General features: G+C 71.0%; 19 protein-coding genes. 13 read left to right on the top strand and 6 right to left on the bottom strand.

The annotated features are described in order from the left end of the window. Window positions 1-61: 61 nt before the first annotated feature. Window positions 62-670, bottom strand: coding sequence for a TetR/AcrR family transcriptional regulator (locus F9C11_RS37320; RefSeq protein WP_409182046.1), 609 nt, complete (start codon window positions 668-670; stop codon window positions 62-64). Window positions 671-768: 98 nt separating this feature from the next. On the opposite strand from F9C11_RS37320, the gene F9C11_RS37315 reads away from it, so the two are divergent. Continuing rightward, entirely contained in the window at window positions 769-1,920 is a 1,152-nt protein-coding gene (locus F9C11_RS37315; protein ID WP_409182044.1) for an acyl-CoA dehydrogenase family protein, read from the top strand. Between the two features lie 27 nt (window positions 1,921-1,947). Further along, a complete protein-coding gene (locus tag F9C11_RS37310) occupies window positions 1,948-3,090 on the top strand; it encodes a CaiB/BaiF CoA transferase family protein (RefSeq protein WP_409182042.1) in 1,143 nt (380 codons plus the stop codon). Between the two features lie 32 nt (window positions 3,091-3,122). On the opposite strand, the gene F9C11_RS37305 is transcribed toward F9C11_RS37310, so the two are convergent. Further along, window positions 3,123-3,644 (bottom strand): GNAT family N-acetyltransferase, encoded by a 522-nt coding sequence (locus F9C11_RS37305; protein ID WP_409182041.1) that lies wholly within the window; start codon window positions 3,642-3,644, stop codon window positions 3,123-3,125. 196 nt (window positions 3,645-3,840) lie between these two features. Between F9C11_RS37305 and F9C11_RS37300 the strand changes: the two genes are divergently transcribed. From F9C11_RS37300 to F9C11_RS37275, 6 genes are all read left to right on the top strand, one after another. After that, window positions 3,841-4,008 (top strand): hypothetical protein, encoded by a 168-nt coding sequence (locus tag F9C11_RS37300; RefSeq protein ID WP_162836029.1) that lies wholly within the window; start codon window positions 3,841-3,843, stop codon window positions 4,006-4,008. 340 nt (window positions 4,009-4,348) lie between these two features. After that, complete coding sequence (locus F9C11_RS37295; protein WP_037713183.1) at window positions 4,349-4,831, top strand: hypothetical protein; 483 nt, start codon at window positions 4,349-4,351, stop codon at window positions 4,829-4,831. Window positions 4,832-5,024: 193 nt separating this feature from the next. Then, on the top strand, window positions 5,025-5,510 hold the full coding sequence (locus F9C11_RS37290) for a hypothetical protein (RefSeq protein ID WP_409182040.1): 486 nt from the start codon (window positions 5,025-5,027) through the stop codon (window positions 5,508-5,510). Between the two features lie 135 nt (window positions 5,511-5,645). Continuing rightward, complete coding sequence (locus tag F9C11_RS37285) at window positions 5,646-6,578, top strand: lytic transglycosylase domain-containing protein (protein WP_409182039.1); 933 nt, start codon at window positions 5,646-5,648, stop codon at window positions 6,576-6,578. Window positions 6,579-7,205: 627 nt separating this feature from the next. After that, window positions 7,206-7,592, top strand: coding sequence for a hypothetical protein (locus F9C11_RS37280; protein WP_409182038.1), 387 nt, complete (start codon window positions 7,206-7,208; stop codon window positions 7,590-7,592). Between the two features lie 26 nt (window positions 7,593-7,618). Beyond that, window positions 7,619-7,969, top strand: coding sequence for a DUF3817 domain-containing protein (locus F9C11_RS37275; protein WP_409182037.1), 351 nt, complete (start codon window positions 7,619-7,621; stop codon window positions 7,967-7,969). Between the two features lie 71 nt (window positions 7,970-8,040). Here F9C11_RS37275 and F9C11_RS37270 read toward each other — a convergent pair whose 3' ends face one another. Then, window positions 8,041-9,642 (bottom strand): cation acetate symporter, encoded by a 1,602-nt coding sequence (locus tag F9C11_RS37270; protein ID WP_409182036.1) that lies wholly within the window; start codon window positions 9,640-9,642, stop codon window positions 8,041-8,043. Next, complete coding sequence (locus F9C11_RS37265; RefSeq protein WP_409182035.1) at window positions 9,639-10,076, bottom strand: DUF485 domain-containing protein; 438 nt, start codon at window positions 10,074-10,076, stop codon at window positions 9,639-9,641. The genes F9C11_RS37270 and F9C11_RS37265 overlap by 4 nt, the downstream gene beginning before the upstream one ends. Window positions 10,077-11,044: 968 nt before the next feature. On the opposite strand from F9C11_RS37265, the gene F9C11_RS37260 reads away from it, so the two are divergent. From F9C11_RS37260 to F9C11_RS37245, 4 genes are read left to right on the top strand one after another with little or no spacing between them, the layout of a single operon-like run. Continuing rightward, complete coding sequence (locus tag F9C11_RS37260) at window positions 11,045-15,349, top strand: nitrate- and nitrite sensing domain-containing protein (protein ID WP_409182033.1); 4,305 nt, start codon at window positions 11,045-11,047, stop codon at window positions 15,347-15,349. After that, on the top strand, window positions 15,346-15,798 hold the full coding sequence (locus F9C11_RS37255; protein WP_009075317.1) for a roadblock/LC7 domain-containing protein: 453 nt from the start codon (window positions 15,346-15,348) through the stop codon (window positions 15,796-15,798). Before F9C11_RS37260 ends, F9C11_RS37255 begins: the two co-directional genes overlap by 4 nt. 7 nt (window positions 15,799-15,805) lie before the next feature. Beyond that, on the top strand, window positions 15,806-16,576 hold the full coding sequence (locus tag F9C11_RS37250) for a DUF742 domain-containing protein (protein ID WP_409182032.1): 771 nt from the start codon (window positions 15,806-15,808) through the stop codon (window positions 16,574-16,576). Then, window positions 16,557-17,171: an ATP/GTP-binding protein gene (locus F9C11_RS37245; protein ID WP_081654960.1), complete on the top strand. Its 615-nt coding sequence runs from the start codon at window positions 16,557-16,559 to the stop codon at window positions 17,169-17,171. Before F9C11_RS37250 ends, F9C11_RS37245 begins: the two co-directional genes overlap by 20 nt. Window positions 17,172-17,305: 134 nt before the next feature. Here F9C11_RS37245 and F9C11_RS37240 read toward each other — a convergent pair whose 3' ends face one another. Next, a complete protein-coding gene (locus tag F9C11_RS37240; RefSeq protein WP_409182031.1) occupies window positions 17,306-17,869 on the bottom strand; it encodes a dihydrofolate reductase family protein in 564 nt (187 codons plus the stop codon). Between the two features lie 167 nt (window positions 17,870-18,036). Between F9C11_RS37240 and icmF the strand changes: the two genes are divergently transcribed. Beyond that, on the top strand, window positions 18,037-21,276 hold the full coding sequence (icmF, locus tag F9C11_RS37235) for a fused isobutyryl-CoA mutase/GTPase IcmF (RefSeq protein ID WP_409182030.1): 3,240 nt from the start codon (window positions 18,037-18,039) through the stop codon (window positions 21,274-21,276). Window positions 21,277-21,280: 4 nt separating this feature from the next. On the opposite strand, the gene F9C11_RS37230 is transcribed toward icmF, so the two are convergent. After that, complete coding sequence (locus tag F9C11_RS37230) at window positions 21,281-21,985, bottom strand: class I SAM-dependent methyltransferase (protein WP_409182029.1); 705 nt, start codon at window positions 21,983-21,985, stop codon at window positions 21,281-21,283. Window positions 21,986-21,990: the final 5 nt, after the last annotated feature.

The following is a 21,990-nucleotide window of genomic DNA, read 5'->3' as shown; positions in this document are numbered from 1 at the left end:
CACCTTCTTCCGTGCGGGGCCGGGTGTTACCGACGAGTACACCATACCGGCGGTATGGACACTAGTCGCCCGAGTACAGCAGCACGGCGATCCGCTTCCACTCCTCCAGCAGCTGACGGCGCCGGCGCGGGTCGCCGCCCAGCTCGGCGTCGAGGGCGAGGCCCCGGGTGAGGTTCACGGTGAGCCAGAACAGCATCTCCGCCCGCTCTTTCGGCAGGTCGCCGGCCACTTCGCTGATGTGCCCGAGCGTCGCCCGGCCCAGCGCGCGGTCCACCGGCCGGATCGCCGCGCGCAGTTCCGGGTCGGTCCGGGCGGCCACCCACAGCTCGGTGACCGCGGTGGACAGCGTGCCGGAATAGCCCTCCCACAGCAGATCGATCGCCGCCGCGACGCCGGACGCGCCGCCCGGCAGCGAGCCGAGCGAGGCGGCGAGCTGGGTGCGCAGCTTCGTGGTGAGGTGCTCGACCGCGGCCGCCATCAGCTCGGCCTTCGTGGCGAAGTAGTGCTGCACCGCGCCCTTCGAGACGCCCGCGCGGGTGCAGATCTCCTGCACCGACGCCCGCGAGTACCCGATGTCGACCAGGCAGTCGATCGTCGCGTCCAGCAGGGCGGTGCGCGTCTGCTCGCGGCGTTCGGCCTGGGTGCGGTGTCCCCGGGCGACCTCAGTCATCGCGGCTCCTGCTTTACGTACCGGACGGATGGGATGTACATTCCGCTCAGAACTTACCTGCCAAGCGTCATGTTTTCCAGTTCGCGGGAGGCCCAGCCGTGCCGTTGCAGATCCAGAAGAGCTCGTGGAGCACCACCGAACTCGAAGACCTCCGGGAGCTCGCCCGGTCGTTCCTGCAGAAGGAATTCGTGCCGAACCAGGAGCGCTGGGCGGCGGAGAAGAAGCTCGACCGGGAAATCTGGACCAAGGCCGGCGAACTCGGCCTGCTGTGCCTGTCGATCCCGGAGGAGTACGGCGGGGGCGGCGGCACCTTCGCGCACGAAGCCGTGCTGTACGAGGAGCAGGCTCGCGCCGGCGACAGCGCGTGGGGCGTGACCGTCCACAGTGGAATCGTCGCGCACTACCTCCTGGCGTACGCGTCGGAGGAGAAAAAGCGCGAGTGGCTGCCGAAGATGGCCACCGGCGAGCTGGTCGGCGCGGTCGCGATGACCGAGCCGGGCACTGGTTCAGACCTCCAGAACATCAAGACGCGCGCGGTCCGCGACGGCGACCACTACGTGATCAACGGCGCGAAAACCTTCATCACCAACGGTTTCCACTCCGACCTCGTCGTGGTCGCGTGCAAGACCGACCCGGACGCGGGCGCGCAGGGCGTCTCGCTGATCGTGGTCGAGACCAATACCCCGGGCTTCCGCCGCGGCCGCGTGCTCGACAAGGTCGGGCTCAAGGGGCAGGACACCGCCGAGCTGTTCTTCGACGACGTCCGGGTGCCCGCCGCGAACCTGCTCGGCGACGCCGAGGGCCAGGGCTTCATCCAGCTGATGCTGCAGCTGCCGCAGGAACGGCTGATCATCGCGGTGACCGCGGTGGCCGGGCTGGAAGCCGCGGTGAACCTGACCATCGACTACACCAAGGAACGCACCGCGTTCGGCCGCCCGATCTTCAATTTCCAGAACACGAAGTTCAAACTCGCCGAGGCGGCGACGGAAGCCGCGGTGGCGCGCGCGTTCCTCGACCAGTGCATCGAACGGCATCTGCGCGGCGAACTCGACGTGCAGGGCGCGGCGATGGCGAAACTCTGGACGACGGAGCGGGTGAACAAGGTCGTGGACGACTGCCTGCAGCTGTTCGGCGGCTACGGCTACATGACCGAGTACCCGATCGCGCGGGCCTGGGCGGACGTGCGGATTTCGCGGATCTTCGGCGGCACCAGCGAGATCATGAAGGAAATCATCTCCCGCACGCTCTGAAAAACGTTGCCGCGAAAGGACTTCGCCGTGAAACAAGGTCCGCTCGCCGGGCTGCGGGTGGTGGAGCTGGCCGGGCTCGCGCCTGCTCCGTTCGCCTGCATGATCCTGGCCGACCTCGGCGCCGACGTGATCCGCGTCGACCGCGCCACCCCGGGCGCCGACGTGCTCGGCATCCCGAACGACCCGCTCGCCCGCGGGCGGCGCTCGGTCGGGGTGAACACGAAAACGCCCGAGGGCGTCGAGCTGGTGCTGAAGCTGGCCGAACGCGCCGACGTGCTGATCGAAGGCTTCCGGCCGGGGGTCGCGGAGCGGATGGGCATCGGCCCGGAGCAGGTGCACGCCCGCAACCCGCGGCTCGTGTACGGCCGGATGACCGGCTGGGGCCAGGACGGCCCGCTCGCGTCGGCGGCCGGGCACGACATCAACTACATCGGCGTCGCCGGCGCGCTCGACCCGATCGGCCGGGCGGGCGAACGCCCGGTGCCGCCGCTCAACCTGGTCGGCGACTTCGGCGGAGGCGGCCTGATGCTCGCGATGGGCGTGCTGGCCGCGCTGCACGAGCGCACGACGTCCGGCCGCGGCCAGGTCGTGGACGCGTCGATGGTCGAAGGCGCCGCGCTGCTGACCACGAGCCTGCACGGGATGCGCGCGGCAGGCGTGTGGCCGGGGGAGCGCGGCGAGAACCTTCTCGACGGCGGGGCCCCGTTCTACGACACCTACGAGACCGCGGACGGCAAATACGTCGCCATCGGCGCGATCGAGATGCGGTTCTGGGCGGACCTGGTCAAGGTGCTCGGGCTGGAGAACGAAGACCTGCCGATGCACGTCGACCAGAGCCAATGGCCGCGGCTGCGCAAGATCCTGGAGGAAGCGGTCGGCCGGTTCACGCGCGACGAACTGGTCGCGCGGGCGGAAGGCACCGACGCGTGCCTCACCGCGGTGCTGTCGCCGTGGGAAGCCGCCGAGCATCCGCAGAACGCGGCGCGCGGGACGTTCGTGAACATCGGCGGCACGGTGCAGCCCGCTCCGGCACCGCGATTCGACCGGACGCCCGCCGCCACGCCGGAAGCGCCGCACGAGAAAGGCGCGGACACCGCGGAAGTGCTGGCAGAGCTGGGGTACGACGAGGCTGCGGTGGCGGCGTTGAGGGAGGCTGGGGCGATCTCGTGAGTGCTGATCACGGTTAGAACCGTGATCAGCACTCACGACGGCAGATCGGAACGGATCACCGAATAGAGAATGTGATCGCGCCACTGCCCGTCGCGGAAGTCGAACCCGCGGAGAATTCCTTCGCGGGTGAACCCGGCCTTCTCCAGCGAACGCTGCCCGGCCCGGTTGCCGACCTCGGTGCTGGCCTCGACGCGGTTGAACTGCGTGTGCGCGAACAGATAGCGCACGAGTTCCCGCTGCGCTTGCGCGCCGAGGCCGTGCCCGCGCGCCTCCGGCAGCAGGACCATGCCGATGTTCCAGCAGTAGGTGTGCGGGCCGGTTCGCGTGCGGTGCCACGACACGAGCCCGAGCGGACGCTCGTCGAGCGTGGGGACGAGCATGCCGTGGTCGGTCGTCAGCATGCCGTTTTCGCGCCAGAGCCGCCGGACGTAGCCGGGGTCGTGCCAGCCGAACCACTGGTGCTCGCCGACCGTCTCCGGGTCGTTGGTCAGCGACTCCAGCAGACCGAGGTCGGACTCGCGCACCGGGCGGAGAGTCACTGCGCCGTCGTCCATCGCCGGAGCCTATCGGGGGCGCTGGCCGGACCCCGTTCACCCGATGGTGACCGGGGTCACCCGGACGTGAGCTTTCTGGCTTGATCGGGGCCTGCGACGGGCCATTCCGGCGTGCCGTCATTACAGTGGGACCCGACTCTGCCGAGGCGGGGCCGGCGTCCGACCGGGCGCCGGGGGAGCGGAGGGGGACGAAACCATGTCGAGCGGCCTGAAGAAGATCGTCGTCGTCGGAGTGGTCGCGCTCGTGCTGTTCTTCCTGATCACGCAGCCCACCAACTCCGCGGCCTTCGTGCACCGCGTGCTCGGCTGGCTCAAGGACGGCGCCGAAGCGATCGTCACCTTCTTCAAGAGCCTCTTCGCCTGACCCCGGTTTTCCCGCTCGCCGGGGCGCTTCCGCGCGCCGTCCGGCCAACTAGTCACGCTTTGTCACCGGATCCCGGGATTCGGGCACTTCGCTCGACCATCCGGGTGGATTGGTCCCTGAAACCGCCTGGTCACCGAATTTCCGGGGTCCGGGGTATGGCGGAGAAAGCGGGTGCCGCCCTACGGTGCTCACATTGCGTGATCAGCCGGTTCTCCGGTCCCCCGGGAACCGGGTCACGGCGGGTATTCGGCCCGGTCACGCGTGGGGAGCCAATCGTGGACGCGCAACGGGGCAGGCGCTCGAAAACGCCTGCCCGTCGGGGACCGATGAGGAGGCAGGGATGACCGGAGATCCCGGAGTGGACGCGTTGATCCGGCAGTGGTCGGCCGAGCGCGAGAAGACCCCGGAGGAGCAGGAGGTCGACCGCATCGCCTCGGCCTGGCTGGCCGACGCGCCGGCCGCTCCGCCCGGCATCCCCGGCCAGCGCGCCCGGTCCGGACCCGCCCGCTGGGCCCCGGTCGAGGCCGCCGACCCCGGCTACCTCGACGCGATGCGCGCCCGGCTGCCGGAGGTCCCGGAAGAACTGCTCGTCGCCGCCGCGGGCTGGTGGCAGATGGTCGGCGACGTCGCCGAAGCGCAGCAGTGGTGGGACGCCGGGATCAGCCCGCTGGACCAGCGCGCCCTGGACTACCGCGCGGCCGGTCTCGCCCCGTCCGACCTGGCCCGGAGGCTCGGCCCGATGACGGTGCTGCAGCACCTCCGCCGGGGCAGCGCGCCCGCGTGGTGCGTCGCGCGACTGGCGCGGCAGCAGAAGCCCGCCTGATCGTCCTGCCGGTCTCGCCGCTGCTGACGCGGTGGGAGAAGAAGCCTGTTTGACAGCTGTGTTGCCTGGCCGGCGAATCGGCCAGGCAACACGGCGAAAGCGCCCGGAAATGTCTGGCACTCTCCCGGACCGGGTCGCTAAGGTTCGCGCTCGGCGCCGATCCTTCGGCGCGGCCGCGGACCGGGGAGGCCGGATGCCCATCGCCGAGGCGGAAGCCTGGCGTCGCGAGTTGCTGAGCGTCTGCGAACTCGATCTTGGCGCCGAGCCGGTTCCGCAAGAAGAACTCGACCGTCGCTGCGACCGCTACGTCGAACTGGCCGACCTGGTCAGCGGCGACGAAGGGCCCGCGGCGGTCGCCGTGCTGATCGCGTCGCTGCGCGCCGAGCAGGATTACGGCGCTCACCAGGCGGTTTACGGCGCTTTGCAGCGCTTCCCGGCGAACGACATCGTCGAGGGCGCGATCCTGGCGGCGGCCGACCTTCTCGCTCTTCCACGAGACAACAGCGGGCAAGTGCTGCAGCTCGTCACTCTCGTGGCCACGCCCGCGGACCTCGAGCACTTCCGCCGTCGCGCGCACGGGTTGGAACCGGGCGTGCGGCAACGGCTGCACAGCCTCGTCCAGGCCCATGAACAGGACGAATGGCTCGCCGGGGAACGCTCTTTCGGCAGGTTGCGCTGAGTTTTGTGCGGCGTGAACCGTCCACCTGCCGGGACCCGGATTACCCGGACGGGTGAACCGGCGCGGCGGGGAACCTGACGCTGCGCGCGTAACGCTAACCTGCGCGGGCTCGTTGTGTGTTGCGAACCCCAAGCCATGCTGGAGGACCGGAGTTTCGTGCCCGCCACCGGACAGACCCCCGACACCGCGCGGACCGGGGACGAGACCGCGGCTCCCGCTGCCGCCCCCTCGCCCGCCCGGCGCGGCCACGGCGCCGCGCTCGCGGTGCGGCTCGCCGTCGTCGTCGCGGTGCTCGCGGTCGCGGGCGGCGGGGTCTGGATCGTCACCAGGGCGGCCGCCCCGGACGCCAGCCCCACCACGACCGACATCCCGGCGCTGAGCGTCAAGGCGGTCGACGTCAAGCCCGGTTCGATCGCGCCGGTCAACGCCGTCGTCGCGGGCGGGGCGGCGGACCAGGGCACCGCCCCGCAGTCCGCGCGCCCCACCGGCGGCGACCCGCTGCAGGCCTGGGCGGACAAGGTCGCGCCGGTCACCGGCATCCCGGCCCGGGCAGTCCGCGCGTACGGCAACGCGGAACTCGCGATGCGCGAGGTCGACCGCGGCTGCCACATCTCCTGGGCGACGCTCGCCGGCATCGGCCGCATCGAGTCCAACCACGGCCAGTACGGCGGCGCGGTCCTCGGCGCCGACGGCCGCCCGTCGAAGCCGATCATCGGCGTCCCGCTCGACGGGTCCTCCGGCGTCCGCGCGATCAGCGACACCGACGGCGGCCAGCTCGACGGCGACCCGGTCGCGGACCGCGCGGTCGGCCCGATGCAGTTCATCCCGGGCACCTGGCGGAAGTGGGCGTCGGACGCGACCGGCGACGGCCGCGCCGACCCGCAGCAGATCGACGACGCCGCCCTCACCGCCGCCCGCTACCTGTGCGCGGGCGGCCGCGACATGGCCAGCCCGGCGGGCTGGTGGGCGGGGATCCTGTCGTACAACAACTCGACGGAGTACGCGCAGAAGGTCTTCGGCCTGGCGGACGGCTACGCGAAGGCGGCACAGAAGGTGCAAGCGGGCTGAGGCGCGGGCTCGTCCTCGGGCCGGGCGGGTGCGGTGCACGGAGGGTGCGAGCGGGCTGACGTGCGGGCTCGTCTCTGAGGGGAGCCCGGTCGTTGTGGTGCGGGTCGGCGGGGCCGGGCGGGTGCCGCCGGGGTGCGGTGCACGGAGGGTGCGAGCGGGCTGACGTGCGGGCTCGTCCCTGACGGGAGCCCGGCCGCTGTCGTGCGGGGTTGCGGGTCGGCCGGGCTCAATGGCGTGCGGTGCACAGAGGGTGCAAGCGGGCTGAGGCGCGGGCTCGTCCTCGGGCCGGGCGGGTGCCGCCGGGGCTCAATGGCGTGTGGTGCACGGAGGGTTCGAGCGGGCTGACGTGCGGGCTCGTTCGTGCGGGGAGCCCGGTCGTTGTGGTGCGGGTCGGCGCGGCCAGGCGGGCCCAGCGGCGTGCGGTGCACAGGAGGCGCAAGCGAGCTGGCCCCCGGCTCGCGCCACTCCGCACCTCGTCCCGGCACGGGCGGTCGGAGGCGGCGGTCCGCCTCATCAGATTTCCCCGGCACCGCGCGCCCAGTCGGCGGCTGCCCGCGGGTGGGGCCCCGGTCACGACCTCGCCGCCTCTCAGGAACGCTTTTCCCGGCCAGTGCTAGCGTCGATACCGTGCCCGCAGATCCCGGCCCGGCCGCGTCCCCGCTCGGGCGCCGGCTCCTGATCGTCGCCACGAGCGTCGTGAGCCTGGCGCTGTGCTGCGGGCTGGCCTGGTGGCAGTGGGACCGGTTCACGTCCGCCACCGGCACCTTCCAGAACCTCGGCTACGTGCTGCAATGGCCGCTTTTCGGGCTGTTCCCCGCGTTCATGTTCTGGCGCATCAAGAAGCTGCGCGAACGCGAAGAGGAAGCCGCCGGGCACAGCGAGCAGGCGCCAGCCCCAGCCCCGGTTCGCGTGCCCGCCCCGCGACCGGCCGCGGCTCCCGTCGAGGAAGACGACGAACTCGCCGCCTACAACCGCTACCTGCGCGAGCTCAACGCCCGCGACCAGCAGTCCTGAACGCCCGCGGAAGTGAGGACGCTCCCATGACGACCAGCACCGACGGTGCCGCCCCGACCCGCCAGTCGAAGGTGTCCGGCTCGCTGACCCGGTTCCGGGCCAGCGCGTACGTGACCGGCGTCGGCCTGCTCGCCCTGTGCGCCACCATGATCATCGAGTACGGCTTCGGCAACGCCACGCCCGCGCAGGTGTACTCGCCGATCCACGGCGTGCTGTACATGATCTACCTGGTGCTCACCATCGACCTCGCGATCAAGGCCCGCTGGTCGATCAAGAGCACCGTCCTGGTGCTGCTGGCCGGGTGCGTCCCGTTCGTGTCGTTCGTTGTCGAGCGCCGGGTGACCCACCGGGTGCAGGCCGGGCGCGACATCTTCTGAGCCCACGAAAAAACCGCGGCGCCCGGAACGCTTCCGGGCGCCGCGGTTTTTTCGCATCGGCAGGCGCGGGGTCAGGAGCCGAAGCCGACGCCGGTCAGCGACCGGACCTCCATCTCCGCGTGCTTGGCCGGATCGCTCTTCGCGCGGCCGACGAACGTGCCGATCGCGCCGCACAGGAACGACACCGGGATCGACACCAGGCCCGGGTTCTTCAGCGGGAACCAGTGGAAGTCGACGCCGGGGAAGATCGAGTCCGGGGCTCCGGACACGACCGGCGAGAACAACACCAGCACGACGCAGGCGATGAGCCCGCCGTAAATGCTCCACAGCGTCCCGGTGGTGTTGAACCGCTTCCAGAACAGCGAGTACAGCAGGGTCGACAGGTTCGCCGACGCCGCCACCGCGAGCGCGAGCGCCACGAGGAACGCGATGTTCTGGCCGTTGGCGAGGATGCCGCCGACGATGGCGAACCCGCCGATCACGACCGCGGTCAGCCGGGCGACCCGGACCTCGTCCTCCGCGTCCGCCTTGCCGCGCTTGACGACGTTCGCGTAGACGTCGTGCGCGAAGGAGGCGGACGCGGTCAGCGTCAGCCCGGCCACCACGGCGAGGATCGTCGCGAACGCGACCGCCGAGATGACGCCGAGCAGCACCGTCCCGCCCACGTGCAGGGCCAGCAGCGGCGCGGCCGAGTTCTCGCCGCCGGGCGCGGCCTTGATCTCGTCCGGGCCGACGATCGCCGCCGCGCCGAAGCCGATCACCAGCGTGCACAGGTAGAACACGAACATGCACGCGGTCGCCCACACCACCGAGCGGCGCGCCTCGCGGGCGTTCGGCACGGTGTAGAAGCGCATCAGCACGTGCGGCAGCGAGGCGACGCCGAGCACCAGCGCCAGCGACAGCGACACGAAGTCGAGTTTCGTGGTCCCGTTCTTGCCGTAGGAGCCGCCGGGGGAGAGCAGGTCCTTGCCCATCGGGCTGTGGTCGGCGGCCGCGCGCAGCAGGCTCGAGAAGTTGAAGCCGTACTTGCCCATCAGGAACACCGTGATCAGCGAGGCCGCGGTGAGCAGGATGGTGGCCTTGATGATCTGCACCCAGGTGGTGCCCTTCATGCCGCCGAGCAGCACGTAGGAGATCATCACCAGCCCGACCACGGTGATCACCAGCGCCTGGCCCCACTTGGAGTGCACGTCCAGCAGCAGCGCGACCAGCCCGCCCGCGCCCGCCATCTGCGCGAGCATGTAGAAGAAGGAGATCACCAGCGTCGACGTGGCCGACGCGGCGCGCACCGGGCGCTGTTTCATCCGGAAGCTGAGCACGTCGCCCATCGTGAAGCGGCCGGTGTTGCGCAGCAGCTCCGCGAGCAGCAGCAGGTCGACGAGCCACGCGACGAGGAAGCCGATGGAGTAGAGGAAGCCGTCGTAGCCGTTGATCGCGATCGCGCCGGCGATGCCGAGGAACGACGCCGCGGACAGGAAGTCGCCGGACAGCGCGACGCCGTTCTGCCGTCCGGTGAAGGCGCTGTCGGCGGTGTAGTAGCCCGACGTGGACGAGCGGCGGTTGCCCGCGCGGTAGACCACGTAGAGGGTGATCGCGACGAACAGCGCGAACACCCCGGTGTTGATCAACGGGTTGCTCGCCGAAGCTCCTTCGGCGAGCGAAGCGGTAGTCACTGAGGGGTTCCTTCCGGGACAGCGGCGGCCTTCGCGCGGATCTCGGCGGCGCGCGGGTCCATCTCGCGGTCGGCGAAGCGGACGTACAGCGCGGTGATGGCCGCGGTGGTGACGAACTGGCCGAGGCCGAGCAGCATGCCGACGTTGACCAGGCCGAAGACCGGCGTGCTCATGAACTCGCCCGCGTAGGCGGCGAGCACGACGTAGGCGAGGTACCAGACGAAGAACCCGATGCTCATCGGGAACACGAACCGGCGGAAGCGGCTGCGCAGCGAGCGGAACTCGGGGCTGCGCTGGATCTGCTCGTAGTCCGGGCCGCGCTTGCGGCGCCTGCCGCGCGGGGCGGAGCCGCCTCCTTCGCGGTCGAACAGCGCGGGCATCTGGCCGGTGTCCTCGGCGGCGGCCGGTCCGGTGGTGCGCGCGACGTTGTGCATGGCTGCCTCCGGCAACTTGCGCGGTGGATGGCGGCGGGCATCGTTCGAGAAAGCGCCCGGATCGCCCTTGCGGACTGGGAGGCGGCCATAGTAACGACGCCGCCGGAACGCGGAAAAAGCCGGTTCGCGGGGGCATCGGAAATTCCTTTTCGCCCGGGAAATAGCGCGAAACGGCGCGTCCGGGCAGATCACGGGCTGATCACTCGGAATAGTGAGCGCCGATGTCACGGGGAGTGTCCGGGTCCGGTCCGCGTTGCGGCAGACGGCGGAGTGACGGGCCGGGCAAGATCCACTACGGTGACCGGTCGTAGCCGCTGGGCGGGGCGGCCGCTCCGTTTCGGCGGGCAGGTCGCGGGCCGGGCGGGGATTCCCAGGCAGGGAAGGGAGGCTGGCAAAAATCACCGGGTCGGGCGGCGCGTCGCTGCATCTCCACAACATCGGGTTCAACTTCCGGGGGCGCCCACCCGATGGGGGCACGGAGCGTAGTCCCATCGAGGGGGTCGCTTACCCTGTGTGGGCTAATCGGGTGACGGCCGGACGCCGAGGCCGAGAGCGCCGGGTAACCGGAATTCCCGCGCCGGGCGCCCCGCGCCGAATCCGCGGCTCCGCGTTGCCGAGTTTCGACTATTTTCCCAGGTCAGCCCCCCGATGCGGAACGCAATAACGCAGGCGGCGATTGGTGTACGATTCTTTGGCCCCAGCCGCCCGCAGCGATCGATAGGCGCAGACAAGTTGATCTCGACCACCGCCGTGCAGTCCGCAAGTTGCGTCGTGCACGTGCATAGTCCCGGGAAGCCGATCGCCTCCCGGACCGGTGCCGGATCAGCACGGTCGTGCCCGCCCCCGGTCGGACGCGCGGGCAGGCGGACCGCGGGACTCCGCGCCGGGAGCGCGCTGCGCACCGGGAGCGGACGGAGCCGCGGGGACCGCCGACGGGCCGCCCCGACGCCGGACAGGGAGTCACTTTCGTGACCGTTGCAGGAGAAGGCCAAGTGCCTGTGGAGAAGCTGCTCGGCCGCCCGCCCAAGCGGCCGCGCTGGTCGTCGGGCTGGCGCGCGGCGTTGCGCTGGCGGGACTGGAGCCTGCCGGTCAAGCTGTCCGCGGTCACGATCGTCCCCATCGTGCTCGCGCTCGTCCTCGGCATCACCGCCATCGCGGGCCAGGTCTCGCGCTCGAGCGACTACCAGCGGATCGACCGGCTCGTCGCGCTGAGCACCCAGCTGCGCGCGCTCACTGACGGGCTGCAGCGCGAACGCACCCAGACCGCCGCCCAGCTGATCGCGGGCACCTCGGGCGTCACCCCGGAACTGAAGGCCGCCCGCGCGGCCACCGACGCCGCGGTCGCGCCGTTCACCGAGGCCGCCGCCCGGGTCGGGGCCGACGGTTCGAGCGTGTCCGGCGCGGTGAACTCGGCGACCGCGCAGGTCAACGAGATCGCGGTGATCCGCCAGCAGGTCGGGGCGGGCCTGCTGAACGCGGCCGAGGCCGTCGGCGACTACAACGCCGTCACCAGCGCGCTGATCGGAGCCGACACCGCGGTGTCGGCGGGCGCGAGCGCCGACGCGCTCGGCAGCACCCCGAGCGCGCTGCACGACCTCGAAGCGGCCAAGGAACAGGTGTCGGTCACCCAGTCCCTGGTGAGCTACGGCATCTCCGCGGGCACGCTGACCCCGCAGCAGCTGAGCGACGTGCGCGACGCCGAACTGCGGTTCGACGACCGGGTCGCCGACTTCAACGCGGCCGCCACCGCTCCGCAGCGGCTCGACTTCGAGAGCACGATCAAGCCGGACACCTCCTACGACCGCAAGCGGATGCTCGGCACCGTGCTCGGCGGACAGGGCGTCTCCACCGACGACGCGCTCAAGCGGCTCTCGGCGCAGGAGTGGAACAACGCCTCGAACGCGGTGACCTCGCAGCTGACCGAGGTCTCCGGCCGGATGAGCGCCGACCTCACCGCGGCGTCGTCCGCGCTGGTCGAGGACGCCGGGAGCAGCGCGGGCCTGCTGGCCGTGCTGCTGTTCGCGGCGCTCGCCGCGGCGGCCGCGGTCGTGTTCGTCATCGCCCGCCAGCTGCTGCGCTCGCTGAAGGTGCTGCGCCGCAGCGCGCTGGACGTCGCGGAGAAGGACCTGCCCGAGGCGGTCCGCAACATCCAGGAGGGCCGCGCGCAGAGCGTCGAGGTCGAACCGGTGCCGGTCCAGGTGCAGGACGAGGTCGGCGAGGTCGCGCGGGCGTTCGAGAAGGTGCACAGCCAGGCGCTGAAGCTGGCGACCGAACAGGCCGCGATGCGCGCCGGCTACTCCAGCGTGTTCGTCAACCTGTCGCGGCGCAGCCAGAGCCTCGTGCAGCGGCAGCTGCAGCTGATCGAGCGGCTGGAGCGCGACGAGGAGGACGCCGACCAGCTCGCCACGCTGTTCCAGCTCGACCACCTCGCCACCCGGATGCGGCGCAACAACGAGAACCTGATGGTCCTCTCCGGCGCCGAGCCGGGCCGCCGTTCCGGCCAGCCGGTCGCCACGCACGACGTGCTGCGCGCCGCGGTGTCGGAAATCGAGCAGTACCAACGGGTTTCGGTGCAGCACCCGCCCGCGGTGAAGATCGTCGGGTTCGCCGCGAGCGACGTCCAGCGGCTCATCGCGGAGCTGCTGGACAACGCGACCGCGTTCTCCGCGCCGGAAACCCAGGTGACGGTCGCGACGCGGCTCGCCGAGGACGGTTCGCTCAACGTCGACATCCTCGACAAGGGCATCGGCATGAACGAGTACGAGGTGGTGGAGGCCAACGGCAGGCTCACCGACTCGGGCTCGGTCGACCTCGCGACCTCGCGCCGGATGGGCCTGTTCGTGGTCGGCCGCCTCGCCGGCCGCCACCGCATCGGCGTTTCGCTGCACGGCGGCAAGGACATCGTCGGCGTGCGGGCCACCGTGGTGGTGCCGCCGGAACTGGTGATGACCGGACTGGCCACGACGCCGGGCGACCGCTCGGAACCCGGCGCGCTGCCCGGTCCCAAGGCGAGCCTCGCCGCCCCGCCCGCCGCGCCCGGCGGACTGCCGCGGCGCCAGCGCCCGGCCACCAACGGGTCGGCCGTGCCGGGTCTCGTCCCGCAGCAGGGCGGCAATTCCGAGGAAGCGCAGCGGTGGCCGTCGGCCGGCGACCTGGCCGGCTTCTCCGGGGACAAGGTCGCGCGTCCGCCGTCCGACCTCGAGGTGTCCGGCACCGCGCTGTTCAGCCCGATCCCGCGCGACGACGACGCGCCCGCCCCGCCGCCGCCCGCGCCGAAGCTGCCGCAGACCGTCGACGTCCCGCCGCCGCGTCCGGAGTCCGAGCCGGAACCGGCCGCGGAATCCCGCGACGAGCGCGACGGCGAACTGCCCTCGGGCAAGGACCTGTTCTCCGCGGCCAACGCGACGACGCTGAGCGACTGGTGGAACCAGGCCGCGCAGCAGGTCCCGGAAGTCCCGCCGCCGTCCGCGGCCGAGACGACGATCGAGAACACGCCGATCTTCGACGAGATGCTGTCGGCCTGGTTCCGTTCGCCCGCGCAGCCTCCGCCCGCCGCCGCTCCGGCCGCGTCCGGCAAGGCCGCCGCGGAGCAGGAGGAGGACAAGGACCAGCAGCGCAACTGGGATTTCGCGAGCGACGAGAACTGGCGGACAGTGCAGGCGCTGTCCCAGGTGGAGCCGACCGCGTTCACCAAGTCGGGCCTGCCCCGGCGCCGCCGCGGCGAGCAGCTCATGCCGGGCAGCGCGACGCCGGAACCGGCGGCTCCCGCGGCCGAAACGCAGGGAAGCGACCTCCCGGTCCGCGACCCGGCGGACGTGCGCGGCCGGTTGAACAGCTTCCAGCGCGGCGTCACGCGCGGACGGCAGGAAGTCCGCGGGGCCGCGTCGGAAACCGCTGGCGCCGCAACGGATTCCGCGGACGCTTCGAGCGCCACGGCGTCGCCGGAACGGGCTCGCGCCCACGACGCGGCGCTCCGGCGGCGGCAGACGGTCGCCGGCGCGTTCGGCGTTCCCGCGGACCAGAACCGTCCGGGCGGGATGCCGCAGCGCACCCCGGGCGCGACGGACGCGCCCGCCGGGTTCGGCGAGCGGCCCGCCGACGCGGACTCGTCGAACGAAACGGCGCCCGTGCAGGCCGTGCCCCCGGCGTTCGACCCGGACGGCGGCTGGCCGCGCCAGGAACCGGCCGCGCGCACGGAACTGCCCGCGCCGCAACCGAATCGCACCGTCCGGCCGGACAAGCCGGACAGCCTGCCGACCCGCCGCAAGGGCGCGAGCAGCCTCCCGCCCGCCCCGCCGACCGCCGACCCGAACCAGGTCCCGGCCGCCGTGGCCGGACTCGAGGCCGCGGTGTCCGGCGCCGGGCAGACCGCCGCCGATCAGGTTTCGGCGAACGGGCAGACCGCGACGCCGGAGAAGACGGACAGCCCGGCTTCCGCGAACGGACAGGCAGCCGCTGCGTCCGCTTCGCAGGAGACCTCCTTGTGGGGCAAGCCCGCCGAGAACCCGGGCCCGGCTTCGACGCTGACGACGTGGCGCGCCGCGCAGGCTCCGGCCGCCGCGCCGGGCCAGCCGACGGAGAACGCGGAGCAGGCTGGCCCGACGGCCGACCAGACCCCGGCGGCTCCGGCTTCCGCTTCGGCATCCGCTTCGGCTTCGGCGCAGGGATTGGCCGGGGGACTGGGCCAGACCCGGACGCCCGGACAGAACCTCCCGGGCCAGTCCGGAAGCCAAGGCCAGTCCGCGACGCAGGGCCAGTCCGGAAGCCAAAGCGCGTCCGCGACGCAGGGCCAGTCCGCGACGCAGGGGCAAGGATTGTGGGGGCAGCCCGCGACGCAAGGACAGACCGGGTTGTGGGGTCAGCCGCTGGTGCCGGGACAGGCTCCGGCGCGGCAGTCCTCCGCCGGGCCGGACGCCCCGCAGGCCCCCTCGGCTCCGGCCGGTTCGGACGGTTCGGCGAGCCCCGCCACGACTCCCGCCGAAACCACCACTGAGTGGAACTTCGGTTCCGACGAGGGATGGCGGGCCGTCCAGTCGGTGTCCCAGTCGACACCCGCCTCGTTCACTTCGGCAGGATTGCCTCGGCGCCGCCGAGGAGAACAGCTTCTTCCCGGCAGCGCACCGCCGCCCGCCGGGTCGGCGAGCCCCCGTCCGTCCCGCGATGCGCACGACGTGCGCGGTCGCCTGAGCAGTTTCCAGCAGGGGATCCAGCGCGGCAGGCACCGCACCGCGCAGGCCGCTGAGAAGAACCACGAAACATTGGAGGGTGAATGACCTCGCCGAATGCGGCCCAGCCGCAGCAGAACCAGTTCGGCTGGCTGGTGAACGACTTCGCCGACCGCGTCCCGGGCGTCGCGCACGCGGTCGTCGTGTCGGCCGACGGTCTCCTGCTGACGGCCTCCAACCGGCTGCCGCTCGACCGCGCCGACCAGCTCGCCGCCGTGGCGTCCGGGCTCGTCAGCCTCACCCAGGGGGCCGCCCGCTGTTTCGAGGCGGGCGCGGTGCGCGAGACGGTGGTCGAGATGGAACTCGGCATCATGGTGCTGATGTCCATCAGCGACGGCTCCTGCCTGGCGATCCTCGCCGCGCCCAACTGCGACATCGGGCAGGTCGCCTACGAGATGACGATGCTCGTCGACCGCGTCGGCCAGATCCTGACCCCCGAGCTGCGCGCGCAGCTGCAGGGCGCCGGGGGCTCGCTGATCGGCGAACCGGTGGGATGATGGCGCGATGAGCCAGGGGTCCGGATTGTTCGGCGAAGAGCCCGGTGCCGGCGGCGAGCCCCCGCGCGGGGACGAGCCCGCCGCCGGGGACGACGGCACGTTCGCCGACGTCCTCAACGGGTTCAGCCTTGATTCGGGCCGCTCGCGCAGAAAACGGAAGAAGAGCGGCAAAGAAAAGAAGGAATCCCAGTCCCCAGCGCCGCCCGCCGCGGGAGCGCACGCGGCAGCGGACCCGCCGGCGGCACCCGTGCCGCCGGCCGACCAAGGAGATGGTGTGACCTCTCTCGTCTCTCCACCGGGCAGTACGGACTCCGACGGCCCCAGACCGGGCGGGCTCTTCGACCCGGGACCGCCGAGCGGCGAGTTCTCGATGCCGTCGGCGATCGTCCGGCCCGAGCGCCACGATCGGGTGGACCCGGCCGAGGAGACGTCGATCGTGCGCCCGTACGCTCTCACCGGCGGGCGCACCCGGGCGAACTACGCGCTCGAGCTGGAGACTCTGATCTCCACCAAGGACCATGTCGCCGCGGGGGGCTTCCCCCAGGCGGCGGCGGAGCAGATCGAGAGCATCTCGATCATGGAAGCGTGCCGGACCCCGCGTTCGGTGGCGGAGATCGCCGCGGTGCTGTCGGTGCCGCTGGGGGTGGCCAGGGTGCTGATCAGCGACGCGGCCGACGCCGGCCTCGTCACCGTGCACCGGACGATCTCGGGCCAGGACGGCGCCGAAGCACACTTGATGTTGATGGAAAGGGTTTTGAGTGGACTCCGTCGGCTTTAAGGCACCGCGGGAAACCGCGCCCCCGACCATGACATCGGCGAAGATCGTGGTGGCGGGCGGCTTCGGAGCGGGCAAGACGACCTTCGTGGGCTCGGTGTCGGAAATCGTTCCGCTCACCACCGAGGCGATGATGACCGACGCCAGCCGCGGCATCGACAACCTCGACCAGACCCCGTACAAGACGACCACCACGGTCGCGATGGACTTCGGCCGCGTCTCGCTCGACGCGGACCTGATCCTCTACCTGTTCGGCACGCCCGGCCAGCAGCGGTTCTGGTTCATGTGGGACGACCTGGTGCGCGGCGCGATCGGAGCGGTCGTGCTCGCCGACACCCGGCGGCTCGCGGACTCCTTCGCGCCGATCGACTTCTTCGAAGACCGCGGCCTGCCGTACATCGTCGGCGTGAACACCTTCGACGGCGTGCTGGAACACGACATCAATGATGTGCGCGAGGCCTTGTCGATCGACGCGAGCATCCCGATCGTCCGATGCGACGCCCGCGAGCGCGAATCGACCAAGCAGACGCTGATCACGCTGGTCGAGTACGCGATGCGGCAGTGGATCGCGTTGCGGGCCGCGAAGGCCCACCAGTAATTTGCCGCCGGCTCCGCCGTCGCGGCGGATCGCCGTTAAGCCGGCGTCTGGAGGGGCAGCGCATCCGGCCTGGGGGCCGTGAGCACTGCCCCTCCAGACCCCGGCGCGATCCCGCGTCGGGGTCGAGGTGAGAGTCAGCGCTTCGTGCGGTAGCGAAGCAGGACGACCGTGCCGTCGAAGGTGCGGGTTTCGAGCAGTTCCAGCTCCGCGCGGTCGGCGCCCTCGGCGAAGGGGCGTTTGTCTCCGCCCAGTACTACCGGGTGGACGCAGACCAGGTACTCGTCGATGAGCCCGCGGCGGCCGAGTTCGGCGGCCAGGGCGTAGCCGCCCATCAGGACGATGTCGCCGTCCGCGGCTGCTTTGTGCTTGGCGACTTCCTCGGTCAGGTCCCCGCTGGCGATCCGGGTGTTCCAGCCGGCCGAGGTCAGGGTGCGGGAGAAGACCAGCTTCGGCTTCTTCCGCCACAGCGGCGCATAGGCCAGGTCGTGCGGATGGTCGGAAATGGACTCCGCGTCGGGCCAGTAGCCGGACATCATTTCCCATACGCGGCGGCCGTAGGCGAACATCGCGGCGCGCTGCGAGAGTTCCTGCGAGTAGCCCGAGAGTTCCGGGCCCATGACGGGCCAGTCGAACTCTCCGGCGGGGCCTTCGACGCAGCCGTCCAGCGACGTGTGGACGAGATAGACCAGGTTGGCCATGGCGGGCTCGCTTCCGTGCGGGTTCGGGTCGCCAGGAGGTCGGAGCCGATGCGGCCGACTGGACACGGTCGCCGGAGAAACTTTTCAGCAGTCGCGGAGCGCCCTTGAGAGCCGGGTCACTTCGGGCTCGGGTTTCCAATAGTAGGAAGTCCTAGTAAATTGGGAGGATGAGCGGCAGCGACCTGTACCGTCCCGCGAACCCGGTCCGGTTCGTCACGGCTTCCAGCTTGTTCGACGGCCACGATGCCTCGATCAACATCATGCGGCGGATCCTGCAGTCCCAGGGCGCGGAAGTGGTCCACCTTGGCCACAACCGTTCGGTCGACGAGGTGGCCACGGCCGCCATCGCCGAGGACGTCCAGGGGGTCGCCATCTCCGCCTACCAGGGCGGGCACGTCGAATACTTCAGCTACCTCGTCGAGCTGCTGAACGAGCGCGGCGCGGGGCACATCAAGGTGTTCGGCGGCGGCGGTGGCGTCATCGTGCGCGAGGAGATCGACCTGCTGCATTCGCGCGGCGTGGCGCGGATCTTCTCGCCGGAAGACGGCTACGAGATGGGCCTGCCGGGCATGATCAACCTGATGATCAAGGCCTGCGACAGCGACCTGTCCGCGCAGCCGCCCGCCTCGGTCGACAAGCTGCTGTCCGGCGACGTGCCGGCGCTCGCGCGGGTGATCACCCAGCTGCAGCGCGAAAACCTGCCGGAAGACTGGCTCACCGCGATCACCGAGGCCGCCGGGCGGCGGCAGGTCCCGGTCCTGGGCATCACCGGCACCGGCGGTTCGGGCAAGTCCTCGCTGACCGACGAGCTGATCCGGCGTTTCCGGCTCGACCAGGAAGACAAGCTGCGCATCGCCGTGCTCGCGGTGGACCCGTCGCGGCGCAAGGGCGGCGGCGCGCTGCTCGGCGACCGGATCCGGATGAACTGCCTCGACGGCTCCCCGGTGTACTTCCGCTCGCTCGCCACCCGCACGACCAGCGGCGAGATCCCGGCCGGGCTGCGCGAGTCGATCCTGGCCTGCAAGGCGGCCGGGTTCGACCTGGTGATCGTGGAGACGCCGGGCATCGGCCAGGGCGACGCGGGCATCGTCGACTACGTGGACGAATCGCTGTACGTGATGACGCCGGAGTTCGGCGCCGCGTCGCAGCTGGAGAAGATCGACATGCTCGACTTCGCCGACGTGGTCGCGATCAACAAGTTCGAGCGCCGCGGCGCCGAGGACGCGCGTCGGGACGTCGCGCGCCAGCTGGTGCGCAACCGCGAGGCGTTCGGGTCCGCGCCGGAGGACATGCCGGTGTACGGCACGAGCGCGGCGAAGTTCAACGACGACGGCGTGACCGCGCTGTACCAGCACCTGCGCGACATGCTCGCCGAACGCGGGCTGTCGGTGTCCGCCGGTACGCTGCCGGAGGTTTCCGGCAAGGTCTCGACGGACGCCAGCACGATCATCCCGGGCAACCGGGCGCGCTACCTCGCGGAGATTTCCGAGACGGTGCGCGGATACCACGAGCAGACCGAGAAGCAGGTCGCCGCGATCCGCAAGCGCGAGCACCTGGCCGCGGCCAAGGCCGCACTGTCCGAAGTGGACGCCAACACGGACGCGCTGGACGGACTGCTCGCCGCCGCGGAGTCCGATGTGGACGGCGAGTCGACCAAGCTCCTCGAACGGTTCCGGGCGCTCGCCGAGGACTACCGGCAGGACGAGCTGGTCGTGAAGATCCGGGACAAGGAGCTGCGCACCCAGCTGTGGCGGGAAACGCTGTCCGGCAACCGGATCCCGCGCGTCGCGCTGCCGCGCTACACCGAGTCCGGCGAGCTGCTTTCCTTCCTGCGCCGGGAAAACCTGCCCGGCTACTTCCCCTACACCGCGGGCGTGTTCCCGTTCAAGCGCGAGGGCGAGGACCCGGCGCGGATGTTCGCCGGCGAGGGCGACGCCTTCCGCACCAACCGCCGGTTCAAGCTGCTGTCGGCCGATTCCGAGGCCAAGCGGCTGTCGACGGCGTTCGACTCGGTCACGCTGTACGGCCACGACCCGGACACCCGCCCGGACATCTACGGCAAGGTCGGCACCTCCGGCGTCTCCATCGCGACGCTGGACGACATGAAGGCGCTCTACGACGGTTTCGACCTGACCGCGCCGAACACCTCGGTGTCGATGACGATCAACGGCCCCGCGCCGACGATCCTCGCGTTCTTCCTCAACACCGCGATCGACCAGAAGCTCGCCGCGTTCCGCGAGGAGCACGGGCGCGAGCCGTCCGAGGCCGAAGCCGCCCAGCTGCGGGAATGGACGCTCAAGAACGTCCGCGGCACCGTGCAGGCGGACATCCTCAAGGAAGACCAGGGCCAGAACACCTGCATCTTCTCCACCGAGTTCAGCCTCCGGATGATGGCCGACATCCAGGAATGGTTCATCGAGCACGGAGTGCGCAACTTCTACTCGGTGTCGATCTCCGGCTACCACATCGCCGAGGCCGGGGCGAACCCGATCTCGCAGCTGGCCTTCACGCTCGCCAACGGGTTCACCTACGTGGAGTCGTACCTGGCGCGCGGCATGGACATCGACGATTTCGCGCCGAACCTGTCGTTCTTCTTCTCCAACGGGATGGACGCGGAGTACTCGGTGCTCGGCCGGGTCGCGCGGCGGATCTGGGCGGTGGCGATGCGCGAGCGGTACGGCGCGAACGACCGGTCGCAGAAGCTCAAGTACCACGTGCAGACCTCCGGCCGGTCGCTGCACGCGCAGGAGATGAGCTTCAACGACATCCGCACCACGCTGCAGGCGCTGTGCGCGCTGTACGACAACGCGAACTCCTTGCACACCAACGCGTTCGACGAGGCGATCACCACGCCTTCGGAGTCCTCGGTGCGCCGCGCGATGGCCATCCAGATGATCATCAACAAGGAGTGGGGCCTGTCGAAGAACGAGAACCCGCTGCAGGGGTCGTTCATCATCGACGAGCTGACCGACCTGGTCGAGGAGGCCGTGCTCACCGAGTTCGACCGGATCTCCGAACGCGGCGGCGTGCTCGGCGCGATGGAGACCGGCTACCAGCGCGGCCGGATCCAGGACGAATCGCTGCTGTACGAGCGCAAGAAGCACGACGGCTCGCTGCCGATCATCGGCGTGAACACCTTCCGCAACCCGAAGGCGGGCGAGGACGACGTCGAGGTGGAACTGGCCCGCGCGACCGAGGACGAGAAGCAGTCCCAGCTGCGCCGGCTCGCCGAGTTCCAGCAGAGCCACCGCGAGGAGGCGCAGCAGGCGCTCAAGGCCCTGCGCGAGGCGGCCACCCGCGGCGGCAACCTGTTCGACGTGCTGATGGATGCCGCGCGGGTGTGCTCGCTGGGTCAGATCACTGAGGCGTTTTTCGAGGTGGGCGGCCAGTACCGGCGCAACGTCTGAGGCGTCACGCCCGGTCGGCGGCCAGCCGCCACACCGGGGCGAGGACACGGCCCTGCTCGTCGACGTCCAGCGAGTCGAGCGCGGTCGGGTCCGGCGGTTCGCCTTCCGAAAGGGCGGCGACCGCGGCGAGCAGGCCCTCGCGGGTCATCGCGGTGGTGTAGACGGCCGGTTCGAGCACCCGGATCGTCCAGCCGTTGCCGACCGTTTCGCGCAGATTCTGTTCGGTGATCCGGTACGGGATCGGGAACGCCGCCGGCACCTGGTCGGAGAAGCAGAAGAGGTTCAGCCGCGCGCCGGGTTTGGTCGCGCGCACTAGCGCCGCCACGTACGCGTGCCGCTGTTCTTCGTCGAGACAGTGGTACAGCGCGCTGTCGAGGATCGCGTCGAAACGGCCTTCGTATCCCTCGAGCCGGGTTGCGTCGGCCTGCGCGAAGGTGACGTCCAGACCGCGCTTCGCGGCCGTTTCGCGGGCCCGGGCGAGCGCGGTCGGCGCGCCGTCGAGACCGGTCACCCGGTGCCCGCGAGACGCGAGGAACATTGCGTTTTCGCCTAGGCCGCAACCGATGTCGAGCACTTCGCCGTGGAAGCCGCCCGCCGCTTCGAGCGCGACCACCGCGGGCTGCGGGCCGGCGATGTCCCACGGGATCTTCTCCCCGATCGGGGTCTTGCCTTGGTACATGTCCTCGAAGTCGACGTCCGTCACGTCCATCCGGA

Source organism: Amycolatopsis sp. VS8301801F10 (genome assembly GCF_046195355.1).
Taxonomy (GTDB): domain Bacteria; phylum Actinomycetota; class Actinomycetes; order Mycobacteriales; family Pseudonocardiaceae; genus Amycolatopsis.
The sequence above is the reverse complement of the archived record's forward strand: the minus strand, read 5'-3'. Positions and strand labels throughout refer to the sequence as shown.